This window comes from Limnoglobus roseus (genome assembly GCF_008254045.1).
Taxonomy (GTDB): Bacteria; Planctomycetota; Planctomycetia; order Gemmatales; family Gemmataceae; genus Limnoglobus; species Limnoglobus roseus.
Genome location: NZ_CP042425.1, coordinates 5,485,586 through 5,502,506, shown reverse-complemented (window position 1 = coordinate 5,502,506; position 16,921 = coordinate 5,485,586). Strand labels below are relative to the sequence as shown.

Annotated in this window: 18 protein-coding genes and 1 pseudogene; 7 read left to right on the top strand and 12 right to left on the bottom strand. The window is 68.9% G+C overall.

Annotated features, from left to right (window positions below; genetic code table 11):
* Window positions 1-339: 339 nt before the first annotated feature.
* Window positions 340-582, top strand: coding sequence for a hypothetical protein (locus PX52LOC_RS23255; RefSeq protein ID WP_149112336.1), 243 nt, complete (start codon window positions 340-342; stop codon window positions 580-582).
* Between the two features lie 17 nt (window positions 583-599).
* Window positions 600-926, top strand: coding sequence for a hypothetical protein (locus PX52LOC_RS23250; RefSeq protein WP_149112335.1), 327 nt, complete (start codon window positions 600-602; stop codon window positions 924-926).
* Here PX52LOC_RS23250 and PX52LOC_RS44050 read toward each other — a convergent pair.
* Together PX52LOC_RS44050 and PX52LOC_RS23240 are read right to left on the bottom strand one after the other, a co-directional pair.
* A complete protein-coding gene (locus tag PX52LOC_RS44050; protein ID WP_149112334.1) occupies window positions 912-1,343 on the bottom strand; it encodes a transposase family protein in 432 nt (143 codons plus the stop codon). The two genes, PX52LOC_RS23250 and PX52LOC_RS44050, sit on opposite strands and share 15 nt — an antisense overlap.
* 83 nt (window positions 1,344-1,426) lie before the next feature.
* Window positions 1,427-4,162, bottom strand: coding sequence for a DUF6531 domain-containing protein (locus PX52LOC_RS23240; protein ID WP_149112333.1), 2,736 nt, complete (start codon window positions 4,160-4,162; stop codon window positions 1,427-1,429).
* On the opposite strand from PX52LOC_RS23240, the gene PX52LOC_RS23235 reads away from it, so the two are divergent.
* The 3 genes from PX52LOC_RS23235 (at window position 4,152) to PX52LOC_RS23225 (ending at window position 6,541) form a co-directional block, all read left to right on the top strand.
* A complete protein-coding gene (locus tag PX52LOC_RS23235) occupies window positions 4,152-4,673 on the top strand; it encodes a hypothetical protein (RefSeq protein WP_149112332.1) in 522 nt (173 codons plus the stop codon). The genes PX52LOC_RS23240 and PX52LOC_RS23235 overlap by 11 nt on opposite strands.
* A 196-nt stretch (window positions 4,674-4,869) precedes the next feature.
* The gene (locus PX52LOC_RS42800; protein WP_246173449.1) at window positions 4,870-5,595 is read left to right on the top strand and encodes a hypothetical protein; all 726 of its coding nucleotides are present in this window, start codon (window positions 4,870-4,872) and stop codon (window positions 5,593-5,595) included.
* The gene (locus PX52LOC_RS23225; protein ID WP_315853221.1) at window positions 5,483-6,541 is read left to right on the top strand and encodes an MBG domain-containing protein; all 1,059 of its coding nucleotides are present in this window, start codon (window positions 5,483-5,485) and stop codon (window positions 6,539-6,541) included. The genes PX52LOC_RS42800 and PX52LOC_RS23225 overlap by 113 nt, the downstream gene beginning before the upstream one ends.
* Window positions 6,542-6,562: 21 nt before the next feature.
* Here PX52LOC_RS23225 and PX52LOC_RS42795 read toward each other — a convergent pair.
* The 7 genes and pseudogenes from PX52LOC_RS42795 to PX52LOC_RS23190 form a co-directional block, all read right to left on the bottom strand.
* A pseudogene (locus PX52LOC_RS42795) lies at window positions 6,563-7,102 on the bottom strand (peroxiredoxin family protein).
* 112 nt (window positions 7,103-7,214) lie between these two features.
* The gene (locus PX52LOC_RS23215; protein WP_149112330.1) at window positions 7,215-7,772 is read right to left on the bottom strand and encodes a redoxin domain-containing protein; all 558 of its coding nucleotides are present in this window, start codon (window positions 7,770-7,772) and stop codon (window positions 7,215-7,217) included.
* Window positions 7,773-7,800: 28 nt separating this feature from the next.
* The gene (locus PX52LOC_RS23210; RefSeq protein ID WP_149112329.1) at window positions 7,801-8,547 is read right to left on the bottom strand and encodes a molybdopterin-dependent oxidoreductase; all 747 of its coding nucleotides are present in this window, start codon (window positions 8,545-8,547) and stop codon (window positions 7,801-7,803) included.
* Entirely contained in the window at window positions 8,519-9,217 is a 699-nt protein-coding gene (locus PX52LOC_RS23205; protein WP_149112328.1) for a cytochrome b/b6 domain-containing protein, read from the bottom strand. Before PX52LOC_RS23205 ends, PX52LOC_RS23210 begins: the two co-directional genes overlap by 29 nt.
* A 49-nt stretch (window positions 9,218-9,266) precedes the next feature.
* On the bottom strand, window positions 9,267-9,518 hold the full coding sequence (locus PX52LOC_RS23200; RefSeq protein ID WP_149112327.1) for a hypothetical protein: 252 nt from the start codon (window positions 9,516-9,518) through the stop codon (window positions 9,267-9,269).
* The gene (locus PX52LOC_RS23195; RefSeq protein ID WP_149112326.1) at window positions 9,515-10,099 is read right to left on the bottom strand and encodes a hypothetical protein; all 585 of its coding nucleotides are present in this window, start codon (window positions 10,097-10,099) and stop codon (window positions 9,515-9,517) included. Before PX52LOC_RS23195 ends, PX52LOC_RS23200 begins: the two co-directional genes overlap by 4 nt.
* A 21-nt stretch (window positions 10,100-10,120) precedes the next feature.
* Window positions 10,121-11,530: a lactonase family protein gene (locus PX52LOC_RS23190; RefSeq protein ID WP_149112325.1), complete on the bottom strand. Its 1,410-nt coding sequence runs from the start codon at window positions 11,528-11,530 to the stop codon at window positions 10,121-10,123.
* Window positions 11,531-11,729: 199 nt separating this feature from the next.
* Here PX52LOC_RS23190 and PX52LOC_RS23185 point away from each other — a divergent pair, with 199 nt between their 5' ends.
* Together PX52LOC_RS23185 and PX52LOC_RS23180 are read left to right on the top strand one after the other, a co-directional pair.
* Window positions 11,730-12,347: a sigma-70 family RNA polymerase sigma factor gene (locus PX52LOC_RS23185; protein WP_246173448.1), complete on the top strand. Its 618-nt coding sequence runs from the start codon at window positions 11,730-11,732 to the stop codon at window positions 12,345-12,347.
* On the top strand, window positions 12,344-12,592 hold the full coding sequence (locus PX52LOC_RS23180; protein ID WP_149112324.1) for a hypothetical protein: 249 nt from the start codon (window positions 12,344-12,346) through the stop codon (window positions 12,590-12,592). Before PX52LOC_RS23185 ends, PX52LOC_RS23180 begins: the two co-directional genes overlap by 4 nt.
* Before the next feature lie 354 nt (window positions 12,593-12,946).
* Here PX52LOC_RS23180 and PX52LOC_RS23175 read toward each other — a convergent pair whose 3' ends face one another.
* The 3 genes from PX52LOC_RS23175 to PX52LOC_RS23165 all read right to left on the bottom strand — a co-directional run bounded on the left by PX52LOC_RS23175 (window position 12,947) and on the right by PX52LOC_RS23165 (window position 16,842).
* Complete coding sequence (locus tag PX52LOC_RS23175) at window positions 12,947-13,777, bottom strand: hypothetical protein (RefSeq protein WP_149112323.1); 831 nt, start codon at window positions 13,775-13,777, stop codon at window positions 12,947-12,949.
* Between the two features lie 113 nt (window positions 13,778-13,890).
* Window positions 13,891-15,324 carry a sigma-54-dependent transcriptional regulator gene (locus PX52LOC_RS23170; RefSeq protein WP_149112322.1) on the bottom strand — a complete coding sequence of 478 codons (1,434 nt, stop codon included), beginning with the start codon at window positions 15,322-15,324 and terminating at the stop codon, window positions 13,891-13,893.
* Between the two features lie 6 nt (window positions 15,325-15,330).
* Entirely contained in the window at window positions 15,331-16,842 is a 1,512-nt protein-coding gene (locus PX52LOC_RS23165) for a sensor histidine kinase (RefSeq protein ID WP_149112321.1), read from the bottom strand.
* Window positions 16,843-16,921: the final 79 nt, after the last annotated feature.

Genomic DNA, 16,921 nt, shown 5'->3' with positions numbered 1-16,921 from the left:
ACGGGAGCGGTCGGCGGAGGGCGTGTGACGATCGACCGACCCGCCGGCTGTTAACCGGCGGGTCGTAGGTTCGAATCCTACCGGAGGAGTTTTCCCCATCCGCCCTCATCTCCCCGCAACAACCCTCATTCGCCGTCATTTCTAGCGATACTTGCACCGGGCTCGGCACCGGCGGATCGTCAACTGTCGACATGCGTCCGCATGCGCTATCGCCCGCGGGGGCCGATTTCGGGCCATACGAGGACCTATTTTGGTCCATGTCGTCTCCGCCCAGGAGTCGAGGCATCTTTTCCACCGCCTTACTCATATGGTCGAGCCTCAGGCGGCCATCCCGACGCGATGCGGGACTTCCTGCTCCGCGAACTCGACCGCGTGGGCCTCGGCCACAACACGATCACGGCCCCGGCCGTGGACCTCATCGTCCGGTCGGCCGACGGCGTCCTGCGGAAGGCCCGCAACCTCAGCGTGGGGTGCCTGATCGAAGCCGTCCGGCGTGCCAGCCGCACCGTCGACATCGAGATCGTCAACCGCGTCTCGATGCAGCCGCACTGGCAGAAGGACGTCGACCTCGTGAACTTCTGATCCCGGAGCCCCCCCCCATGATCGACCCCGACCGCCTGCGGCGGGTCCGCAACGAGTTGCCGATGGCGGTGCTGATCGCGGCCCTCGGCCGCGACGGCCCGCCGTCGAAGATCCGCGACGGCCGGTTCATCTTCCTCTGCCCGCACTGCGGCGAGATGGACGCGGCCGTGAACCCGCGGAACAACCTCGGCCACTGCTTCGCGTGCGCGAAGAACCTGAACACGATCGATCTCGTAATGCGGCTGGGCTACGACTTCGTCACCGCCGTCGCGGTGCTCGAAGGCTTGCTGGAGCGACATTGTTCCCGGCGTCCGAAGGGCGGTACGACGCTACCGGCACGATAGCCGCTCCCATCGCTCGGCGGGCCGAACCTCGGCCCGCCGAGTCTTCGCACGCCGAGACGCTCCAAAATTCTCCGCAATTCGGCAATCAGGGCTTCCGAAAGGCCAAATCCTTACCGGTTTAATTTGGCAACGACTGCGACTACAATTCGGTACGCCACAGATGGCCCGCTCGCAACCGGGGTTGGGGCAGAAGAACCGCCGGGCCGAGACGCGGACGATCACCCGCCGGTCGAGGACGGCGAGGTCGGCGACCGTCCGGGCGTACCGGCTGTGAACCCGATCCGACGGCCGGTGACACGCCGGGCAATCGGCCGCCGCGGCCGTGCATCGGACCGCGGCGAGGATGGCGTCGGTCGTGACGGTCGTGGCCGAGATGGCGAAGTCCGCCGCCGCGGGGAAGAAATCATTCGGGCCCATGAGCGGGCGTCCTGCTCACCGGAGAAGGGCGACCGTCATTCTAATCCGCGATCTTCACCAACTCCGCGGAAGAGCCAGCTTTGTCAGCCCACGAAGACGCCACCGCTGAAGCCGGTCTGGAAGTCGAAGGAGGATAACGGGTCGTAGTCGCCATTGCTGAGGTTGTGCCCCGAGTAGATCGTCACACGACTTCCGGCGCCTACACCGGAGCCGACGATCAAGTCGGCCTGGCCGTCCGCGTCCACGTTCTTGACGGCCATTCGGACGCCGCCGCGGTTGTTCGGGTCACCGGCGAAGAAGTTGACTACCGGCGTTTGCTTCCCGCTCAGCAAGTCGGCCCCGCTGAAGGCGGTTACCCGCGGGCCGCCGCTCGGCCCACCGCCAGCGATCAACTCGGCCTTGCCGTCGCCGTCCAGGTCGCCGACCGTGACGTAAGCCCCGTTCCGCAAGGTGGACTCGAAGGCGAAGAAGTCGGGCGTAACGCGGCGCGTGTACGCCCCGTCGGCCAGGGAGGTGCCGTCGAAGATCGCCATCCGCGGGCCGCCACCGAAGCCGGCCGAGACGATCAGGTCGCCCACACCGTCACCGCTGACGTCGCCGACGGCGACCCGTGCCCCGCCGCGGAAGGCAGGGTCGTCGATGCCGAAGAAGTCGGCAGTTTGGCCAAACCCGCGGCCGTTGAAGACACGGACGCGAGGACCGCCGCCCTCGTCTGGGGAGATGATGAGTTCCGGCACCCCGTCGCCGGTCACGTCCCCGGCGGCCACGTACACGCCGCCTACGAACGACGCCTCGAACGGGTCCACGCTGAACATCAGTGCTTGCGTGACGCCGTCGTAGATCGCTACGCGGGTCGCCCGACCCGGCCCGGTGCCGACGATCACGTCTGCGATGCCGTCGCCGTTGAAGTCGGCCGTCGCTGTTCGGATGCCGCCGTCGAAGCCGGGGAACGGATCGAGCGTGAACCGGGGCGTGTCGTCGGGGTTGTACAGGGTAACCGATCCTGCCCCGCCGCTGCCGACCGCGAACTGTCGGTAGCCGACGAGGGTGGGCACCGGGACCGGCGGCGAGGGTGGGGTGACTGGCGGTGTAACGGGTGGCGTCACCGGCGGCGTGACGGGCGGGACGACCGGCGTCACCACCGGCGGAGTAATGGGAGATGTTACGGGCGGCGTCACCGGGGGCGTTACGGGTGGCGTGACCGGAGGCGAAGACGCCGGGTTCACCGTCAGGGTGAACGTGTCGGTCGCGGTTAGGCCCTGCGGGTCGCGGACCGTCAGCACGATGACCGCTGTTCCGGACTGACCGGCGACCGGCGTGACAAGGATCGTGCGGTCTGCACCGCTGCCAGACACGATGAGGGAGGCGACGAGGGACGAGGTGCTCGTAGCGTCAACCTGGAGCAGGTTGGCCGCAGCCTCGGCGTCGCTCACAGTGAATGCTAGCGGGCCGGTCGTGCCGTCCTGGGCGATCGTCTGGTCGGGCACGTCGGAGATGTGGGGCGGCGTGTTGGCCGGGACGGCCTGCGTCACTGTCAGCACGAACGACTCCGAGGCCGTCGCGCCGTCGCCGTCATGCAGGGTTAGCGAAATGACTGCAGTCCCGAACTGGCCAGCTGGGGGGGTGATCGTCAGCGTCCGGCTGGCGCCGCTGCCGCCGATCACGATGCCCGCGGTCGGCACCAGGCTCGGATTAGAAGAGGTCGCGGTCAGGACGAGCGAGCCGGCCGAGGTTTCGCTGTCGGCGACCGTCACCGCGAGCGGGCCGGTGCTGTCGTCTTGGGCGATCGTCTGATTCCCGAAGGGCGAAAGCTGGGGCGGCGTGTTCGGCGGCGGGACGGTCGGCGGGATTTGCGTCGACACGATGACGGCCGAGGCCGCGGGCTGCGTGAGGCCGACGTTGTCGGTGGCCAGCGTGTAGAAGCGGTACGCGTTGCCGGCCGTGCCGGTGTACGTCGCCGCGGTGTCGGCCTGGAATCGCCGCTGGGCGTCGGCCGAGTCGCGGACGACGACGCCACCGTCGGCGTCCACCGTCAGCCGCGTCTGCCACGCCGCCGACCAGCCGCGGCCGAACGGGCCGACCTGATACCGGTCGGTGATCGTGTTGCCGAAGCTGCGGCCGAAGGTCAGGGCCAGGCCGGGGCCGGGCACGGCGGCGTCGGTGGCCGCCGCGAGGGTTTGCACCGGCGACAGGCCGACGGCCTGCTGGACCTCGAACCCGTACAGGTCGCCGACGTCCCTCACCGCCTCGCCGAGCCGGGCCAGGTAGGTGGCGTTGTCGCTGAGCATGCGGACGTAGTCGCCGTACGTCGGGCCTACGTTGGCCTGGAGGTTCGCCACCACGGCCGCCCAGGCGTCGGCCGCCATCCACTCCGGCTTCAGGCTCGCCTGGATTCCGGCCCAGTCGATCGGCGTCGTGTCGCCGGCCGAGTGGACGCGGACTTCGAACTCGATGCTGTTATCACTGAAGTCCCATGGTTGTTGCAGGCCGATGTAGTAGACCGGCACGCGGATTCGTTCGCCAGGCTGAAGGATGCCGGGCGTCGCCCCGCTGGCGTAAATCTGGACCGACATGCTGATGCCGTCGGGGATCACGCCGGGCGTGGACCAGTACCCATCAATGACGCGGCTCTGGTCGAGCGTGAGGAGCGGCCGGTCGCTGCCGTCCGGGTCGGCCGACTGGAGCGTGAGGACCGGGGCCGGCATGGCGGCCGTGCCGGTGTTGGCGTACTCGACGTAGAGCGTGGACGCGACGTGCCGTCCGAGGACTGAAGGCAGGATGAGGCGAGTTTCCAGGTGAGCTTCGCCTGTGGCCGTCACGCGGAAGGCATCGGCCAACGTCTGTGATGTGCCGGTGGGCAGCGTGAAGGCGTACCGGGCCGGGTGGGACCTGGCCGCCCGGCCGGGCCAGGCCGTCGCGGTCGTGCGGGCGAACGTGTCGCCGGTGGCCGCCGCCGACGCGGAGGCGGTCGGGAGGGCCGCGGCCGCCCTCGACGCCACGGCCTTCGCCGACCGGGACGCGGCCGAGAAGGAGTTGCTCAAACTCGGCCCGGCGGCGGCCCCGGCCCTCCGCAAGTTGGTCGCGGCCACGCCCTCGGTCGAACAGCGGGATCGGGCGGAGAAGGTACTCGCCGCCTACGCCGACCGGTTGACCCGCGTTACCCCGTCCGCCGCCGACGTGCCGGGCGTGCGGGCCGTCACGGCCCTCGAGCGAACCGCCACGCCGGGAGCCCTGGCGGTCCTCGACGCGCTCGCCGGCGGGGCGTCCGACGCCCGGCTGACGCGCGAGGCGAAGGCCGCCGCCGACCGCCTCCGCCCGACGGTGCGATAGCGGTTCGACCCCGGGACCGTTCGGCCGGGCCGAACCGCCCCCGCTCGCTCGGTCCGGTGGGACACCGCCGGTGAAAAATACCCGGTCCGGCACGCTCGTCGTCACCACCCGTCCACGGCCTTTCCCTGACACCGCTGACCAGTCATCGCCGTGGCCCGGCACCCGGTATCATGGCCGGGATAACCGAGGGCGGGCGATGACCGAAGCGGAGTGGCTGGCGGGGACGGGGCCTTCCGACTGGCCGCACCGACTTTTCAACTGGTTGTTCTTCACCGGCGCATCCGACCGCAAGTTGCGGCTCTCTTGCGTTGCGTGGTGCCGGACGGTGGCACCGTTCTCGGACGCGGCACCGCTCTCTCACTTGCTTGAGTTGATCGAAGGAGTGGCGGATGGGAGCGGCCTGGAAGAACGGGTGAATCGTGAAGTCGAATCCATTCGATCGCGGGAGCGCGAATGGTATCAGGCTCTCTTCAGCAGTGAGAGCGGTCCGACACTCCGGGAAGAAGTGGAACACAGCGTCCGATGTGCGATCTTGAACGCCGGGAGCCCGCACCGCGACCGGGAATGGCATCACTCGAGGAAGCAGAACCCGTATCCGTGCTACGTCGCCACTGAAATACTGAACGCCACCGAGTTGTTCGGCCAGCGGGATGCGGCCGAGCGATCCATCACCCGCCTCCTCCGCGACATCTTCGGCAACCCGTTCCGCCCCGTGAACATCGACCCCGCTTGGCTCACGCCGACCGCCGTCGGGCTTGCGGAAGGCATCTACGCCGACCGCGCCTTCGACCGGATGCCCATCCTGGCGGATGCGTTGCAGGACGCCGGGTGTGAGAACGCGGCGATTCTGGGCCACTGCCGGGGCGATGGGGTTCATGTGCGAGGGTGCTGGGTCGTGGATGGGGTGCTCGGGAAGGGGTGAGCGGTCATCCCGGGTGTCGCCCGCGAATGGAACGCGGCCACCGAGGCCGGCTCGACTCGCCGGCCTCGGTGGCCGCGGGCGTCCGGCCCACGTACGCCCCGCACGCCGCCGCCCCCGCCGGCACGGCCGGGGCGGCGAACCGAAGGTCCCGTTACGACACCGCCCCAACGCAACGCGGCCGGTCGGAGCCGCGAACCTGGCGTTCACCGCTACCTACGCCGGTTTCGTGAACGGGGACACGGCGGTGCTGACCGGCTCCCCGACCTTCACCACGGCCGCCGGCCCGGCCAGTGCCCCAGGGGCGTACTCCATCACCGCCGGCGTGGGCACACTCGCGGCGGCGAATTACACGTTCGCGTTCGCCACCGGAACGCTGACCGTCACCCCGGTCCCCCCGCCGCCGGTGCGGTACACGGCGGCCGCGGCGGGAAGCGGGTCGGGTGCGATCGTGGTGTACGACGCGGCCTGGGCGGAAGTCCGCCGGTTCCAGGCGTTTGAGGACGGGTTCACCGGCGGTGCTCGGGTGGCGACCGCGGACGTGACCGGGGACGGGATCGACGATGTCGTCGTCGGAGCCGGCCCGGGCGGGGCGTCGGTGGTCAAGGCCTACGACGGCGCGACCGGCGAACTGTTCGCGGCCCTCACGGCCTTCGAGGCGGCGTACGCCTCCAACCCGGTGAACAGCGAGAAGTTCTCTAGCCAGGACTCGGCGGCAGGCTCGCGGACGGAAGCCGCGGCTGGGGCCGCCGGTGTGGGCACGACGGCCGACGGTGTGGGCACGACGGCCGACGACTGGCAGAGTTCTTCGGGAATCAGGACGGCATTGGCAATCGGCTCACCCGCCACTCCGGTCGCGGGACCGAGGACGGACAACAGGGCGACGAGGGTCCAGGGGCCGAAACGGATTCGCATGACTCAAACCGTATCGATCGTATCGATTATCTGATTCAGCTAATCCGTCCGGATCTCACTTTGCGGCCATAGCTTTGAGCACGTCGTCGGCCTTCGCCCGGTCGCCGTGCGTGGTGCTGACCTTCGCGAACGTCACCTTCCGGTTGGTGTCGAGGACGAACGTGGACGGGTAGGCCGTCTCGTTCTTGGCGTCCCACCGCAGGCCGTAGGCGTTCGTGAACGTGTAGTCCGGGTCGACTAGCATGGTGAAGTGGGCCGGGTCGGCCTTGCCCTTGAAGAACTCGTCGGCCTTGTCCTACAGGCCGTCGGCCGGGCCGGGGTACACGAACACGAGTTGCGCCCCGGCCTTCTCGAAGGCGTCGGCCTTCCCGCGGAACTCGGCCACCTGCTTCGAGCAGAGCGGGCACTGGTAGCCGGGGTAACCGCGGAGGACGACCAGCACCACCGGCCCCTTCTCGGCCACCTTCGACAGCTTCACCTTCTCGCCGGCCAAGTTCGTCAGCTCGAAATCCTTCGCCTCGTCGCCGACCTTGGGGCCGACGTCTTTGGCGGGCGGGGCGGCGCACGCCAGCCCGAATGCCACGGCGAGGATCATCACGATGGAGAGCGATAAGACGCGATAGACCATGACCAGAACTCCTGTTGGGGGGGAACACTGACGGACAGCGGGATACCGCCCGCGATTCGATGCCGGTCGGGCACAAAGGTTACTTGGCTTTCGGGGCGGCTTCCTTGAGCAGTTCGTCGATCTGTCCGGTCACTTGCTTGTACCCGGCGTCGCCGAGTTCGCCCTCCCACTTGTGGCGGACGTTGCCGGCCTTGTCCACCACGTACACGCACGGCCAGTACCGGTTGCCCCACGCGGCCCAGGTCTTGGCGTCGTTGTCCACGGCGATGGCGAACGTCAGCTTGTTCTTCTTCGCCCGCTCCTTGATCCGGTCCACGTCCTTCTCGGCGTCGAACTCCGGCGTGTGCACGCCGACCATGACGAAACTCTTCTCGCCCTTGTACTTGTCCTGCCAGGCGACGTAGTGCGGGTAGTTGTGGACGCAGTTGATGCACCCGTTCGTCCAGAAGTGCAGGACCAGCACCTTCCCGTTCTGGTCGGCCACCGTCATCGCCTTCGCGTTCACCCAGTCGGTAATGCCCGCGAACTCCGGGGCCGGGATCGGCTTGTCCTTCTTGTCCTCGCCGTGGCCGAGGGCCACCCACGCGCAGAGGCCCAGCGCCAGCAGCGCCCCGGTCAGAACCAGTTTGGCGTTCATCGTCGTTCTCCTTCGAAACAGAATCTGCTCAGAGCCCGGCGTGCCAGTCGTAGCCCCGCTCGGCCCAATAGTCGGCCGGGCGGGTGTCGGCGAACCGGATCGTGTTCAGCCACTTGATGTTCTTGATGCCATACTTCAAGGTGATGACGAGCCGCACGGGGCCGCCGTGGTCGGCGGATAGCGCGGTCCCGTTCATGCGATCGCACAGGAGCGTCTGCGGGTGTAGGGCGCTCGGCGTGTCGAGGCCGACGTAGTACGCCGCGTCGGGGGTGGCGAACGAGACGTACGGGTGCCACTCGCCGTCGGTCCGCCGGCCGAGGCCGTTCGCCAGGACGAAGTCGGCCAGCCGCACGCCGCCCCAGGTGACGATCTGGCTCCACCCCTCGATGCACTTGAACTCGGTCGTCATCTCGATTCGCGGCAGCCTGGCGAGGTCGGCCAAGTGGAAGACGCGATCGACCCAGCCGGGCTGCGAGGCCGTCACCGTCCAAGCGGCCTGGTCGGTGTTGACGGGCTGGCCGATGGGGCCGTTGAGCTTCATGTCGCCGGCACGGTCGGCCGGGAACTCCGGGGCCAAGCCGTCACCGCCCCACAGCCGTGCGTTGAACCGCTGCACGGCCCGCAGCGGCCACGGGACGCCGTCGATCTCCGACCGCGTCCGCAGCCACGTCCAACCGAGCAAGCCGCCGACGGCCGCGAGGCCACCGCGTACAAACCCACGGCGGGTCAGGCGGCGTATGTCCGGCTCAGGACCGGGCGGGTTCGGGACGGACATCGGTCTTCCCCTCCTCGGAAGTCGGGACGAGTTCGTACCCCGTCACCATGCTGCGGAAGTTGTTCCACCCGGCCTTCACCACCTGTCCGACGTGAGCCACGAGGAACAGGCCGTAGCCGATGGTGAGGGCGAAGTGCTCCAGCCGGGCCGCCTGGTAGCCGCCGAGCAGGAACGTCAGCCACGCGAGTTGCGTGGGCTTGTAGATGGCCAGCCCGGTGACGACCGACCCGGCCCCCATCAGGATGACGCCGGTGTAGGCCAGCTTTTGGGCCGCGTTGAACTTACCCGGCGGCAGCGGCTCCTTCCGCAACTTCAGGTCGTGGAGGGCGACGTGGAACGCCTCGATCGGCGTGCGGCGGTTGGGCCGCAGATCACGCCAGTGGCCGGACCAGAACGTGTACGCGACGAACGCCAGGCCGTTGATCGCGAACAGCCACATGAACGCGAAGTGGAACCCCATACCGGTCGCGAGGCCGTGTTCCAGGTCGAGGACGCGGTAGAACCAGTCGGGGAAGAACTGGACCAGCACGAAGCCGCCGACCGCGATCCGGTACGGGTCGTAGGCCCAGTAGATGAGCAGCCCGCTCCAAACCATGACGGCCAGGAGCGGGACGTTCACCCAGTGCAGGTACCGGATCGCCCGGTCGTGCTTGTGCGCGAGGCGCTGCATCGGCTCGCCCGAAGGGGGAAGAATACTCTCGGATCGACACGCGGATGCCCTACTTGGGGGGCATTTTGTCGCCCTTCATCTTGTCATCTTTCATCTTGTCGTCCTTCATTTTCTCATCCATCTTCATCTTGTCGTCCATCTTCATTTTCTCATCCATCTTCATCTTGTCGTCCTTCATCTTGTCGTCCTTCATCATCCTGTCGGACGAAGACGTGCCGCTGCACCCGGCCAGCGAGCCGAGTCCTACGGACAGACCGATCACCACGGCACCGATGGCCACTACACGAACGAACGGACTCATGACTTCTCCAAACTTGAGGGAACTAACACGTTCACAACCTGGGCGGGTTGATTCGTCGAAGGGGCGGCCCGGTCGACGCCGACCCGCCGGCCGAGCATCAGGTACGCCACGCCGGCCGCCAGCGTTTGCGCGAGCGGCACGTCGGTCCGCGTCGCGAGCGTGTACCCCAAGCGGCGGGGCCAGTAGTGGTGGTCCTCGGCAGGCACGTGATCGAACCACCGGAACACGTCGCGGCCGGGGACCGCCGCCGCCGTCGCCACGGCGGTGAAGACCAACAGCCACCCGAGCGGCCGAAGGGCCGCCGGCCATTCCGTCGTCACCGTCCACACCGTCATCGCGAAGCCGACGGCCCAGAGTAGGTGCAGGGCCGCCAAGGCCGTCACCGGCGGGAAGCAACCCCAGATGCCGCACAGCGATTCCCCCGCGTCGAACGGCAGGAACGCGACGGCCACGGCCGTACAGGCCGCGGTCAGCCAGCCCGCCAGACCCAACAGCCGGCGGCCCACGGCGTGCCGCCGACAGGTCGCCGGGCACATCCCGGCGGCCCGAGGTGAACCAATCTCGACCACGTCTTCACTCATGGCGACCACTCCCGTCCGAGCTTATCGGCGAACGTTCTTGATGATCCGGTCCAGGTCCGACAGGATCTCCCCGAAGTCGAACGACCCGAACAGTTGGCCGATCGAGCCGCCCTCGCGGCCGCCGGTGCTCGTCGCGACCGCGGCCAACCCCTGCGGGTGGGCGTTCGCGGGCACGTCCTTCTGCGCGAACACGATCGGGCCTTTCGGCTCCGTCAGCGTGCCGTCGCGGGCCACCTTCAGCGTGTGCAACTGGTTCCCCTGCGGGAACGCCGGGTCGGTCGTCTGACTGATCGCGAACAGGTACTTCCCGCTCGGGTCGAGCGCGATCTCGAAGGCGTTGGCGATCGGCCGGCCGGTCGCCGTGGCCCCGCGGGGGCCGCCGAGCGGCAGGTCCTGAATCTGGACCGGGTGCAGCGGGTCGGCCAGCGAGAACACGCCGACCGAATCGGTGGCCGTGTTGGTCACGTACAGCAGTTTCCCGTCGTCGGTGACCACGCACCAGCACGGGGCCGCCCCGGAATCGGCCGCCGTGCCGACGAACGTCGTCCGGCCGGTTTCGTCGTAGGTGAACACGCCGACCTGACCAGCCGACGCGAACCCGGTGTACACGATGTTCAGCCGCGGGTGGGCGGCCGCACCGAGCAGGAACGGGGCGTTCGTGCCGGCCCCGGCCGGCCCGCCGGGGGCCGCGACCAGCGACCCGTCGCCGCGAATCTGGAACGCGTTCACCGTGTTGCCGCCCGGCGTGCCCGCGAGGGTGCCGACTTCGACGAACAGGAACCGACCGTCCCGAGACACGAGCGTCTGCGTGGCCAGCGTGCCGACGGGGAAGCTCACCGTCGAGTTCGCGATCGGCGTCAACGTACCGTCCGACCCGATGTCGAAGCCGGTGACGCCGGGGGCCGTTGTGCCGGGGTGGTTGCTGGCCGCGTCGCCCCGGTTGGCGACGTACAGCCGGCGACCGGCGATGCCGATGCTGTCCGGCTGGTCGCCGCCCGTGGGGAACACGCCGACGAGGTCGAGCCGCCCGTTCGCCTTCACGCGGAAGGCCGACACCGAGTCGCTACCCTGGTTGACGGCGAACAGGAACTTGCCGTCGGCCGTCACCCGCACCTGTTGGTCGCCGTCGTCCGGCCCGACGGCCTTCGGGATGTTGAGTTGCCCCGTCCCGCCGGTGGCGAAACTGCCGAACTGCGCCAGGCTGCCGTCGGCGTTGCGGTGGAAGCCAAGGACGGCGTTCAACCCGGCGTTCGGGTTGTTCGTCTCCGTGTACACGTCGGCCGTGGCCGCGTCGCCCGCCCGATCCACCTTGATCGGCTCGAACAGGCTGTTCAAGCTGAGGGCGGCCGGGAGCGAGCGGTCCTCCATCCGTTCGATGCCGAGGCGGGTGCCGGCGGGGGGCGTCGTGTTGCGGTGGCGTTGCCAGTTCATCGTCAGAAATCCTTTTCGGAGGCCGGGTGACCACCGGGGTAACTGCCCCGGCCCGTCGCAGGTCAGTCGCCGGCCCGGCGCGTTCCTTACACCGGCCGGGAGAAATCTCGCCGCCGGGCGAGCTTCTACTTTTCCTGTAAGGATGTGCCTCGTTCGCCGACAAACCTGTTGTCGAGGGTGCCCGGAAGCGAGGACGGCGATGACCGATGCGGACGTGATGACCGGCCCGACGACCGACCCCGGATCGGACCCGCGGGCGTGGCTCGACCGGCACGGGGACGCGCTCTACCGATTCGCCCTGGCCCGCGTCCGGCGGGCGGACGTGGCCGAAGATCTGGTGCAGGAAACGCTGCTGTCGGCCTGGCGGGGGCGGGAAGGGTTCCGCGGCACGTCGTCCGAACAGACGTGGCTGACCGCCATCCTGAAGCGAAAGGTTATCGACTGGCTCCGTCATCGCATCCGCGAGCGGGTCACGGACCTCGGCCCGGACGGGTTCACCGATTCGCTGTTCACCCGCCGCGGGGATTGGAAGGTTCCACCGGCCCGGTGCGACCGCGGCAGCCCGACCACCCCGCTGGAGCGGGACGAGTTCTGGGCGACGCTGCACGCCTGCCTGGGCAAGCTGCCGTCCCGCCTGCACGACGTGTTCGTCCTGCGATACCTGGACGAAGTCGCGGGCGACGCGGCGTGTCGGGAACTCGGCCTGACGCCGTCCAATTTGTGGGTCATGCTCCACCGCGCGCGGTTGCGGATGTGGGCGTGCCTGTCCGAGAACTGGTTCCGCGACGAACCGCCCCGCGAAGGGATCGCCCCATGATCTGCCGAACGGCCGTCGAACTCGTTTGCCGATCCGTGGACGTTCGCCTCACGCGTGTCGAGCGGATGGGGCTCGCCGTCCACACGTTCTTCTGTAGCCCGTGCCGCCGATTTCGAGGGGAGTTGCTGCAACTGCATCACCTCTGGGAAGCCGACGATGCCGCCCCGCCGTCTGCCGCAACGCTTTCCCCGGAAGGGCGAGAACGCATCTCCGCGGCCTTCGGACAGTCGCCCCCGCCCGCCTGACGGCGAGTGGTCCCGATGACCGATTCGACTCTCGATCACGCGATACTACTCGGGACGGTAAATCCCTTTTCCTGCAGCGCCGGATGAGCAGTTCCTCTAGTGAGGACGTGGACATCGTCTCGGGTCGTATGGTGCCAGCCAAGGCTTACACCACGAACGGGGAATCACGTCGCTCCCCCTTGAGAGATAAGTCGAAGGTGGTTGGGGTTACCATCGGTAACCCCACAGGGCGGTTTCATCAGAACCTTCCTCGTTGAGCAAAGCGCCTTGAGCAGTGCTGATATGGACAACGTTCTTGCCGCCCCCGACGGCAAGCCGTCGGCGACTGGACGCTTCTCACGCTGATCGGGCATCTCACAGCCGTTCAGACGCGGCGGTGACGTTCCGCACCGCCTGCACGATCAGCTCGAAGTGGTCCTCGAACTGCCGGGTCGTGACTTCTTGTTGAAGCACAGTCGCGGCGAACAGGAACAGCACGTCGTCGCCGGACTCGGGCGGGCGGACGTACTGGAACAGGTAGCCGCCGTATTGCACGTCGAGCAGCACCCGGCGGTTGTGCCCCTGTCCGCCTTTCGCCAATCGGCCGTTCAGGGCCGCGAACTCGTGGTGCAGTTCGACGGCGAGGTCGAGCCAGTGCCGGATGCGGTCGTCGGCCGCCTCTGGGTGGCTCGTGGCTGCGAGTCGCTCCTGGATTTCCGCCCGGTTGACGCCGACGGCGAGCACCTGCGGCTTCGTCCCCTCCTCGCGGCCGAGGCGGATCAGTGCGGCGAAGTCGATCCCGCCGCGGAGGGCCGTGTAGTACTGGACGGCCGCCGCCAGGTGCGACCGCTTGCGGAAAGCCCGCGGGTCGCGGGGCAAGCGGAGTTGGCAGAAGGCCAGCACGCCGAGGATGACGCCGGCGTTCAAGAGGGCGAACGCCGCCACCAGGACGTGGCCCGACGCCCGCTCCTCGGTGACGAGCGATTCCAGCGGGACGAGCCAGGCGAGCGGGTTGCCGGTGTTGGTCGCGTCGCGGAGGAGACCGGCGGCTCCGGCCGCGAACGCCGCGGCCACGAGCAGCCACGTCAGCCGGTGGGGGTTGATGACGGCGCGAACGAGCGGCCGGCCGAACACGGCCCGCAACACGCCGACGAAGGCGGCCGACACCACCGCCACCTTCGTCAAGTCGGTCGTATTCCAGGTCATGGGGCACCCGCGGGCCAGTCGAGTAGGTCTTCGCTGCCCGCACGCGGGCATTTCCGACGGCCACCGACTCTGCTGTAGCGACCCCGTTTGCTTGGAGGCGGACCGCGGGCGGACTACCCGTCGGCCCGAACTTGCTTTTCGATGACCAACCCGAGGGCCTGGAGCTTGGCGCGAAGGGTGGTGCGGGAGATACCGAGCAGTTGACTGGCCGTCACCTGATTCCCGCCGGCGTGCCGCAGGACTAGGTCCAGCACCGCCCGGTCCACCGCCCGGCCGACCTTCGCGTAGATATCCTCCTCGCCTCGGGCGAGGAGGTCGTGGGTCAGGACCGTTACGTCCAGATTGTCCGCGACCGCGGGGGTCGCCGTGACCGGGGCTCCCCGAAGAGATCGTGGCAGGTCGTCCGGCACCACCACGTCGCCGACGGCTTGTACGACGGCGAACCGTACGGCACTCTGCAACTCGCGGACGTTGCCCGGCCAGTCGTGCGCCTCGATCAACCGCACCGCGTCCGGGGCGAACGCCCGGACGGCCTTGCCGAGCTTGTGGTTGGCGGCCCGGCGGAAGTGGTCGGCGAGCAGCGGCAGGTCGTCCTTGCGGTCCCGTAGCGGCGGCAGGTGGAGGGTGAAGCCGTTCAGCCGGTAGAGCAGGTCGCCGCGGAACGTGCCGGCGGCGACCATCACTTCCAGGTCGCGGTTGGTGGCGGCGATCACCCGCACGTCCACGGCGATCGTCCGCGACGATCCGACCCGCTCGAACCGCTGCTCCTGCAACAGCCGCAGCATCTTGGCCTGCGTGGCCGGGGCCATGTCGCCGACCTCGTCGAGGAACAGCGTGCCGCCATCGGCCTGCTCGAACTTGCCGACCCGCTGCCGGTCGGCCCCGGTGAACGCGCCCCGCTCGTGGCCGAACAGTTCGCTCTCCAGCAGAGCTTCGGGGATGGCCGCACAGTTGATGGCCAGGAATGGCTTGTCGGCCCGGCGGCTGTGCTGGTAAATGGCCCGGGCGACCAGTTCCTTGCCGGTCCCGCTCTCGCCGAGGATGAGCACCGGCACGTCTTGGGCGGTGACCCGGCCGACGGCCTTGAACACCTCCTGCATGGCCGGCGACCGGCCGACGATGGCGTCCGCGGCGGCGTCCGTGTCCGCCCCGTCCGGGGCGAGTACGGCCGGCACCGCCCGCATCCGCCGCAGGTCGAACGCCCGCGCCACGACGCCCTGGAGGTGGTGCAGATCGACCGGCTTGAGCAGATACTCGAACGCCCCCCGCTTCGTCGCCTCAATGGCCGTCTCGGTCGTGCCGTGGGCGGTGATGATGACGACCGGCAGTCGCGGGTCGATCGCGCGGACGGCGTCGAACACGTCCAGCCCGGACATGTCGGGCAACTTCACGTCCAGGATGACGGCGTCCGGCGGCGTGCTCCGGACGGCCCGCAGGGCGCCCTTCCCCGTGCGGGCGGTGACGATCTCGACGCCGTCGGCGGCCAAGCCGAGTTCGAGGGTGTACAGCACGTTCGGCTCGTCGTCCACGAGCAGCAGGGTGGGCATAACGCCTCAGGTGCGGGCCAGGGCCGGATTGTCCGAGCGGGCTGGAGGGGTTGAACGCGAAAGGGGCAGTCGGACCACGAACGCGGCACCGCCGCCGGCCGCGTCGGCGGCCGTGATCTCGCCATCGTGGCCCTCCACGATGCGGCGGCAGATGGACAGCCCGAGCCCCATGCCGGCCTCCTTCGTGCTGACGAACGGCTCGAAGACGCGGTCGCGGACGTCGGCCGCCAACCCCGGCCCTTCGTCTTCGACGCAGATTTCCAGCACGGGGTTGTCGGACGGTGTGCCCACCCGCACCCGCACCACGCCGCCGGCCGGCTGGGCCTCCATCGCGTTGAAGAGGAGGTTGTATAGCACCTGCTGAAGCTGGTTCGCGTCCACGTCGGCGACGACCGGCCGCCGGACTTCGACCACGACGTCTACGCCCTGCACGACGGCCCGGCCCCGAACGCGGTCGGCCACCCCTTGGACGAGCGGGCCGACCTCGATCGGCTTCTTGTCCGGCCGCGGCGGGCGGGCGAAGTCGAGGAACGACCCGACGATTTGTTCCAACCGCACGATCTCGTCTTCGAGTACCTGCATGTCCCGCGGCCGCAGGCGGTCGCCGGTGCGGCCGGCGGCCAGGGCCTGGATCATCAGCTTGATGGCCATGAGCGGGTTGCGGACCTCGTGGGCGATGCCGGCGGCCATCTGCCCGGCCCACGCCAACTGCTCGGCCCGCAGGGCGTCCCGCTCGGTCTGCTTGAGTCTCGCGAGGACGGCTGCCGCGCTCTTCGCCACGTCGTCCAGGGCGTCGGCCGACCGGCCGGCCCGGGTCGCCGTGTCCTCGGCCGTGCGGGCGGCCTCGTCCAGTTGCCGGGCGGTGGTGCGGAGCCGCTGCTCGGCCGCCTGCATGGACCGCCGCAGGGCGGCCGAGATCACCCACCCGCCGAGCAGCCCGCCGAGCGCGCCGCACGACCCAAGGGCCGTCAGCCCGGTCGTCAGCCGGGCCGTGGTCCGCTGGTTCTCCTCGTTGGCCTTCGCCAGCATGCCCTCGTTCAGCCGCAGGTACTCCCGCGTCGGGTTGATCACTTCTTCGGCCAGCACCGAGTCGATGAGGGCGAGCGTCTTGGCGTAGTCGGCCTTGTTCGGTTCGCCGCCCGTCATCCGGTCGTACTCGGCGAAGAATGCCTGGAGTCCAGCCCGCGTCTTCTGCATCAAGCCCTGCTCGGCGGCCGTCGTGCCGAGCGTCTCAGCGTGACCGAGGGCGGCCATGGTCCGCTCGCGGAGGCGGGGGATCGGCTCGAGGAGCGTGGAATCACCACTGATCAGATACCGCACGCCCTGGTTGCGTAGATCCCGGACGCTCAATTCCAGGTCCTGGGCGGCCCGCATGCTCGTGACGTTCTCGGTCAGCAGGCCAGCGACCGACTCTTGCATGTTGCGGAGGTACCACGCCGACCCGACGGCGATGACGAGGAGCAACACGCTGACGGCCGCCACGGGGGCGGCCACGCCGGTCCAGATGCGAGGGGCCATGACGGTCTTTCGTCTCCTGTACAGTTCCTGGTCAGGCTGGCCAGATTCCGCGAACTCGGACTTCGAAGCTCCTCGCGGC

Excerpts from the sequence above, each read along its gene's own strand:
- PX52LOC_RS23255 (WP_149112336.1), top strand. The coding sequence starts at position 340 with ATGCGGGACTTCCTGCTCCGCGAACTCGACCGCGTGGGCCTCGGCCAC.
- PX52LOC_RS23250 (WP_149112335.1), top strand. The coding sequence starts at position 600 with ATGATCGACCCCGACCGCCTGCGGCGGGTCCGCAACGAGTTGCCGATG.
- PX52LOC_RS44050 (WP_149112334.1), bottom strand. The coding sequence starts at position 1,343 with ATGGGCCCGAATGATTTCTTCCCCGCGGCGGCGGACTTCGCCATCTCG.
- PX52LOC_RS42800 (WP_246173449.1), top strand. The coding sequence starts at position 4,870 with ATGACCGAAGCGGAGTGGCTGGCGGGGACGGGGCCTTCCGACTGGCCG.
- PX52LOC_RS23225 (WP_315853221.1), top strand. The coding sequence starts at position 5,483 with ATGCGTTGCAGGACGCCGGGTGTGAGAACGCGGCGATTCTGGGCCACT.
- PX52LOC_RS23215 (WP_149112330.1), bottom strand. The coding sequence starts at position 7,772 with ATGAACGCCAAACTGGTTCTGACCGGGGCGCTGCTGGCGCTGGGCCTC.
- PX52LOC_RS23210 (WP_149112329.1), bottom strand. The coding sequence starts at position 8,547 with ATGTCCGTCCCGAACCCGCCCGGTCCTGAGCCGGACATACGCCGCCTG.
- PX52LOC_RS23205 (WP_149112328.1), bottom strand. The coding sequence starts at position 9,217 with ATGCAGCGCCTCGCGCACAAGCACGACCGGGCGATCCGGTACCTGCAC.
- PX52LOC_RS23200 (WP_149112327.1), bottom strand. The coding sequence starts at position 9,518 with ATGAGTCCGTTCGTTCGTGTAGTGGCCATCGGTGCCGTGGTGATCGGT.
- PX52LOC_RS23195 (WP_149112326.1), bottom strand. The coding sequence starts at position 10,099 with ATGAGTGAAGACGTGGTCGAGATTGGTTCACCTCGGGCCGCCGGGATG.
- PX52LOC_RS23190 (WP_149112325.1), bottom strand. The coding sequence starts at position 11,530 with ATGAACTGGCAACGCCACCGCAACACGACGCCCCCCGCCGGCACCCGC.
- PX52LOC_RS23185 (WP_246173448.1), top strand. The coding sequence starts at position 11,730 with ATGACCGATGCGGACGTGATGACCGGCCCGACGACCGACCCCGGATCG.
- PX52LOC_RS23180 (WP_149112324.1), top strand. The coding sequence starts at position 12,344 with ATGATCTGCCGAACGGCCGTCGAACTCGTTTGCCGATCCGTGGACGTT.
- PX52LOC_RS23175 (WP_149112323.1), bottom strand. The coding sequence starts at position 13,777 with ATGACCTGGAATACGACCGACTTGACGAAGGTGGCGGTGGTGTCGGCC.
- PX52LOC_RS23170 (WP_149112322.1), bottom strand. The coding sequence starts at position 15,324 with ATGCCCACCCTGCTGCTCGTGGACGACGAGCCGAACGTGCTGTACACC.
- PX52LOC_RS23165 (WP_149112321.1), bottom strand. The coding sequence starts at position 16,842 with ATGGCCCCTCGCATCTGGACCGGCGTGGCCGCCCCCGTGGCGGCCGTC.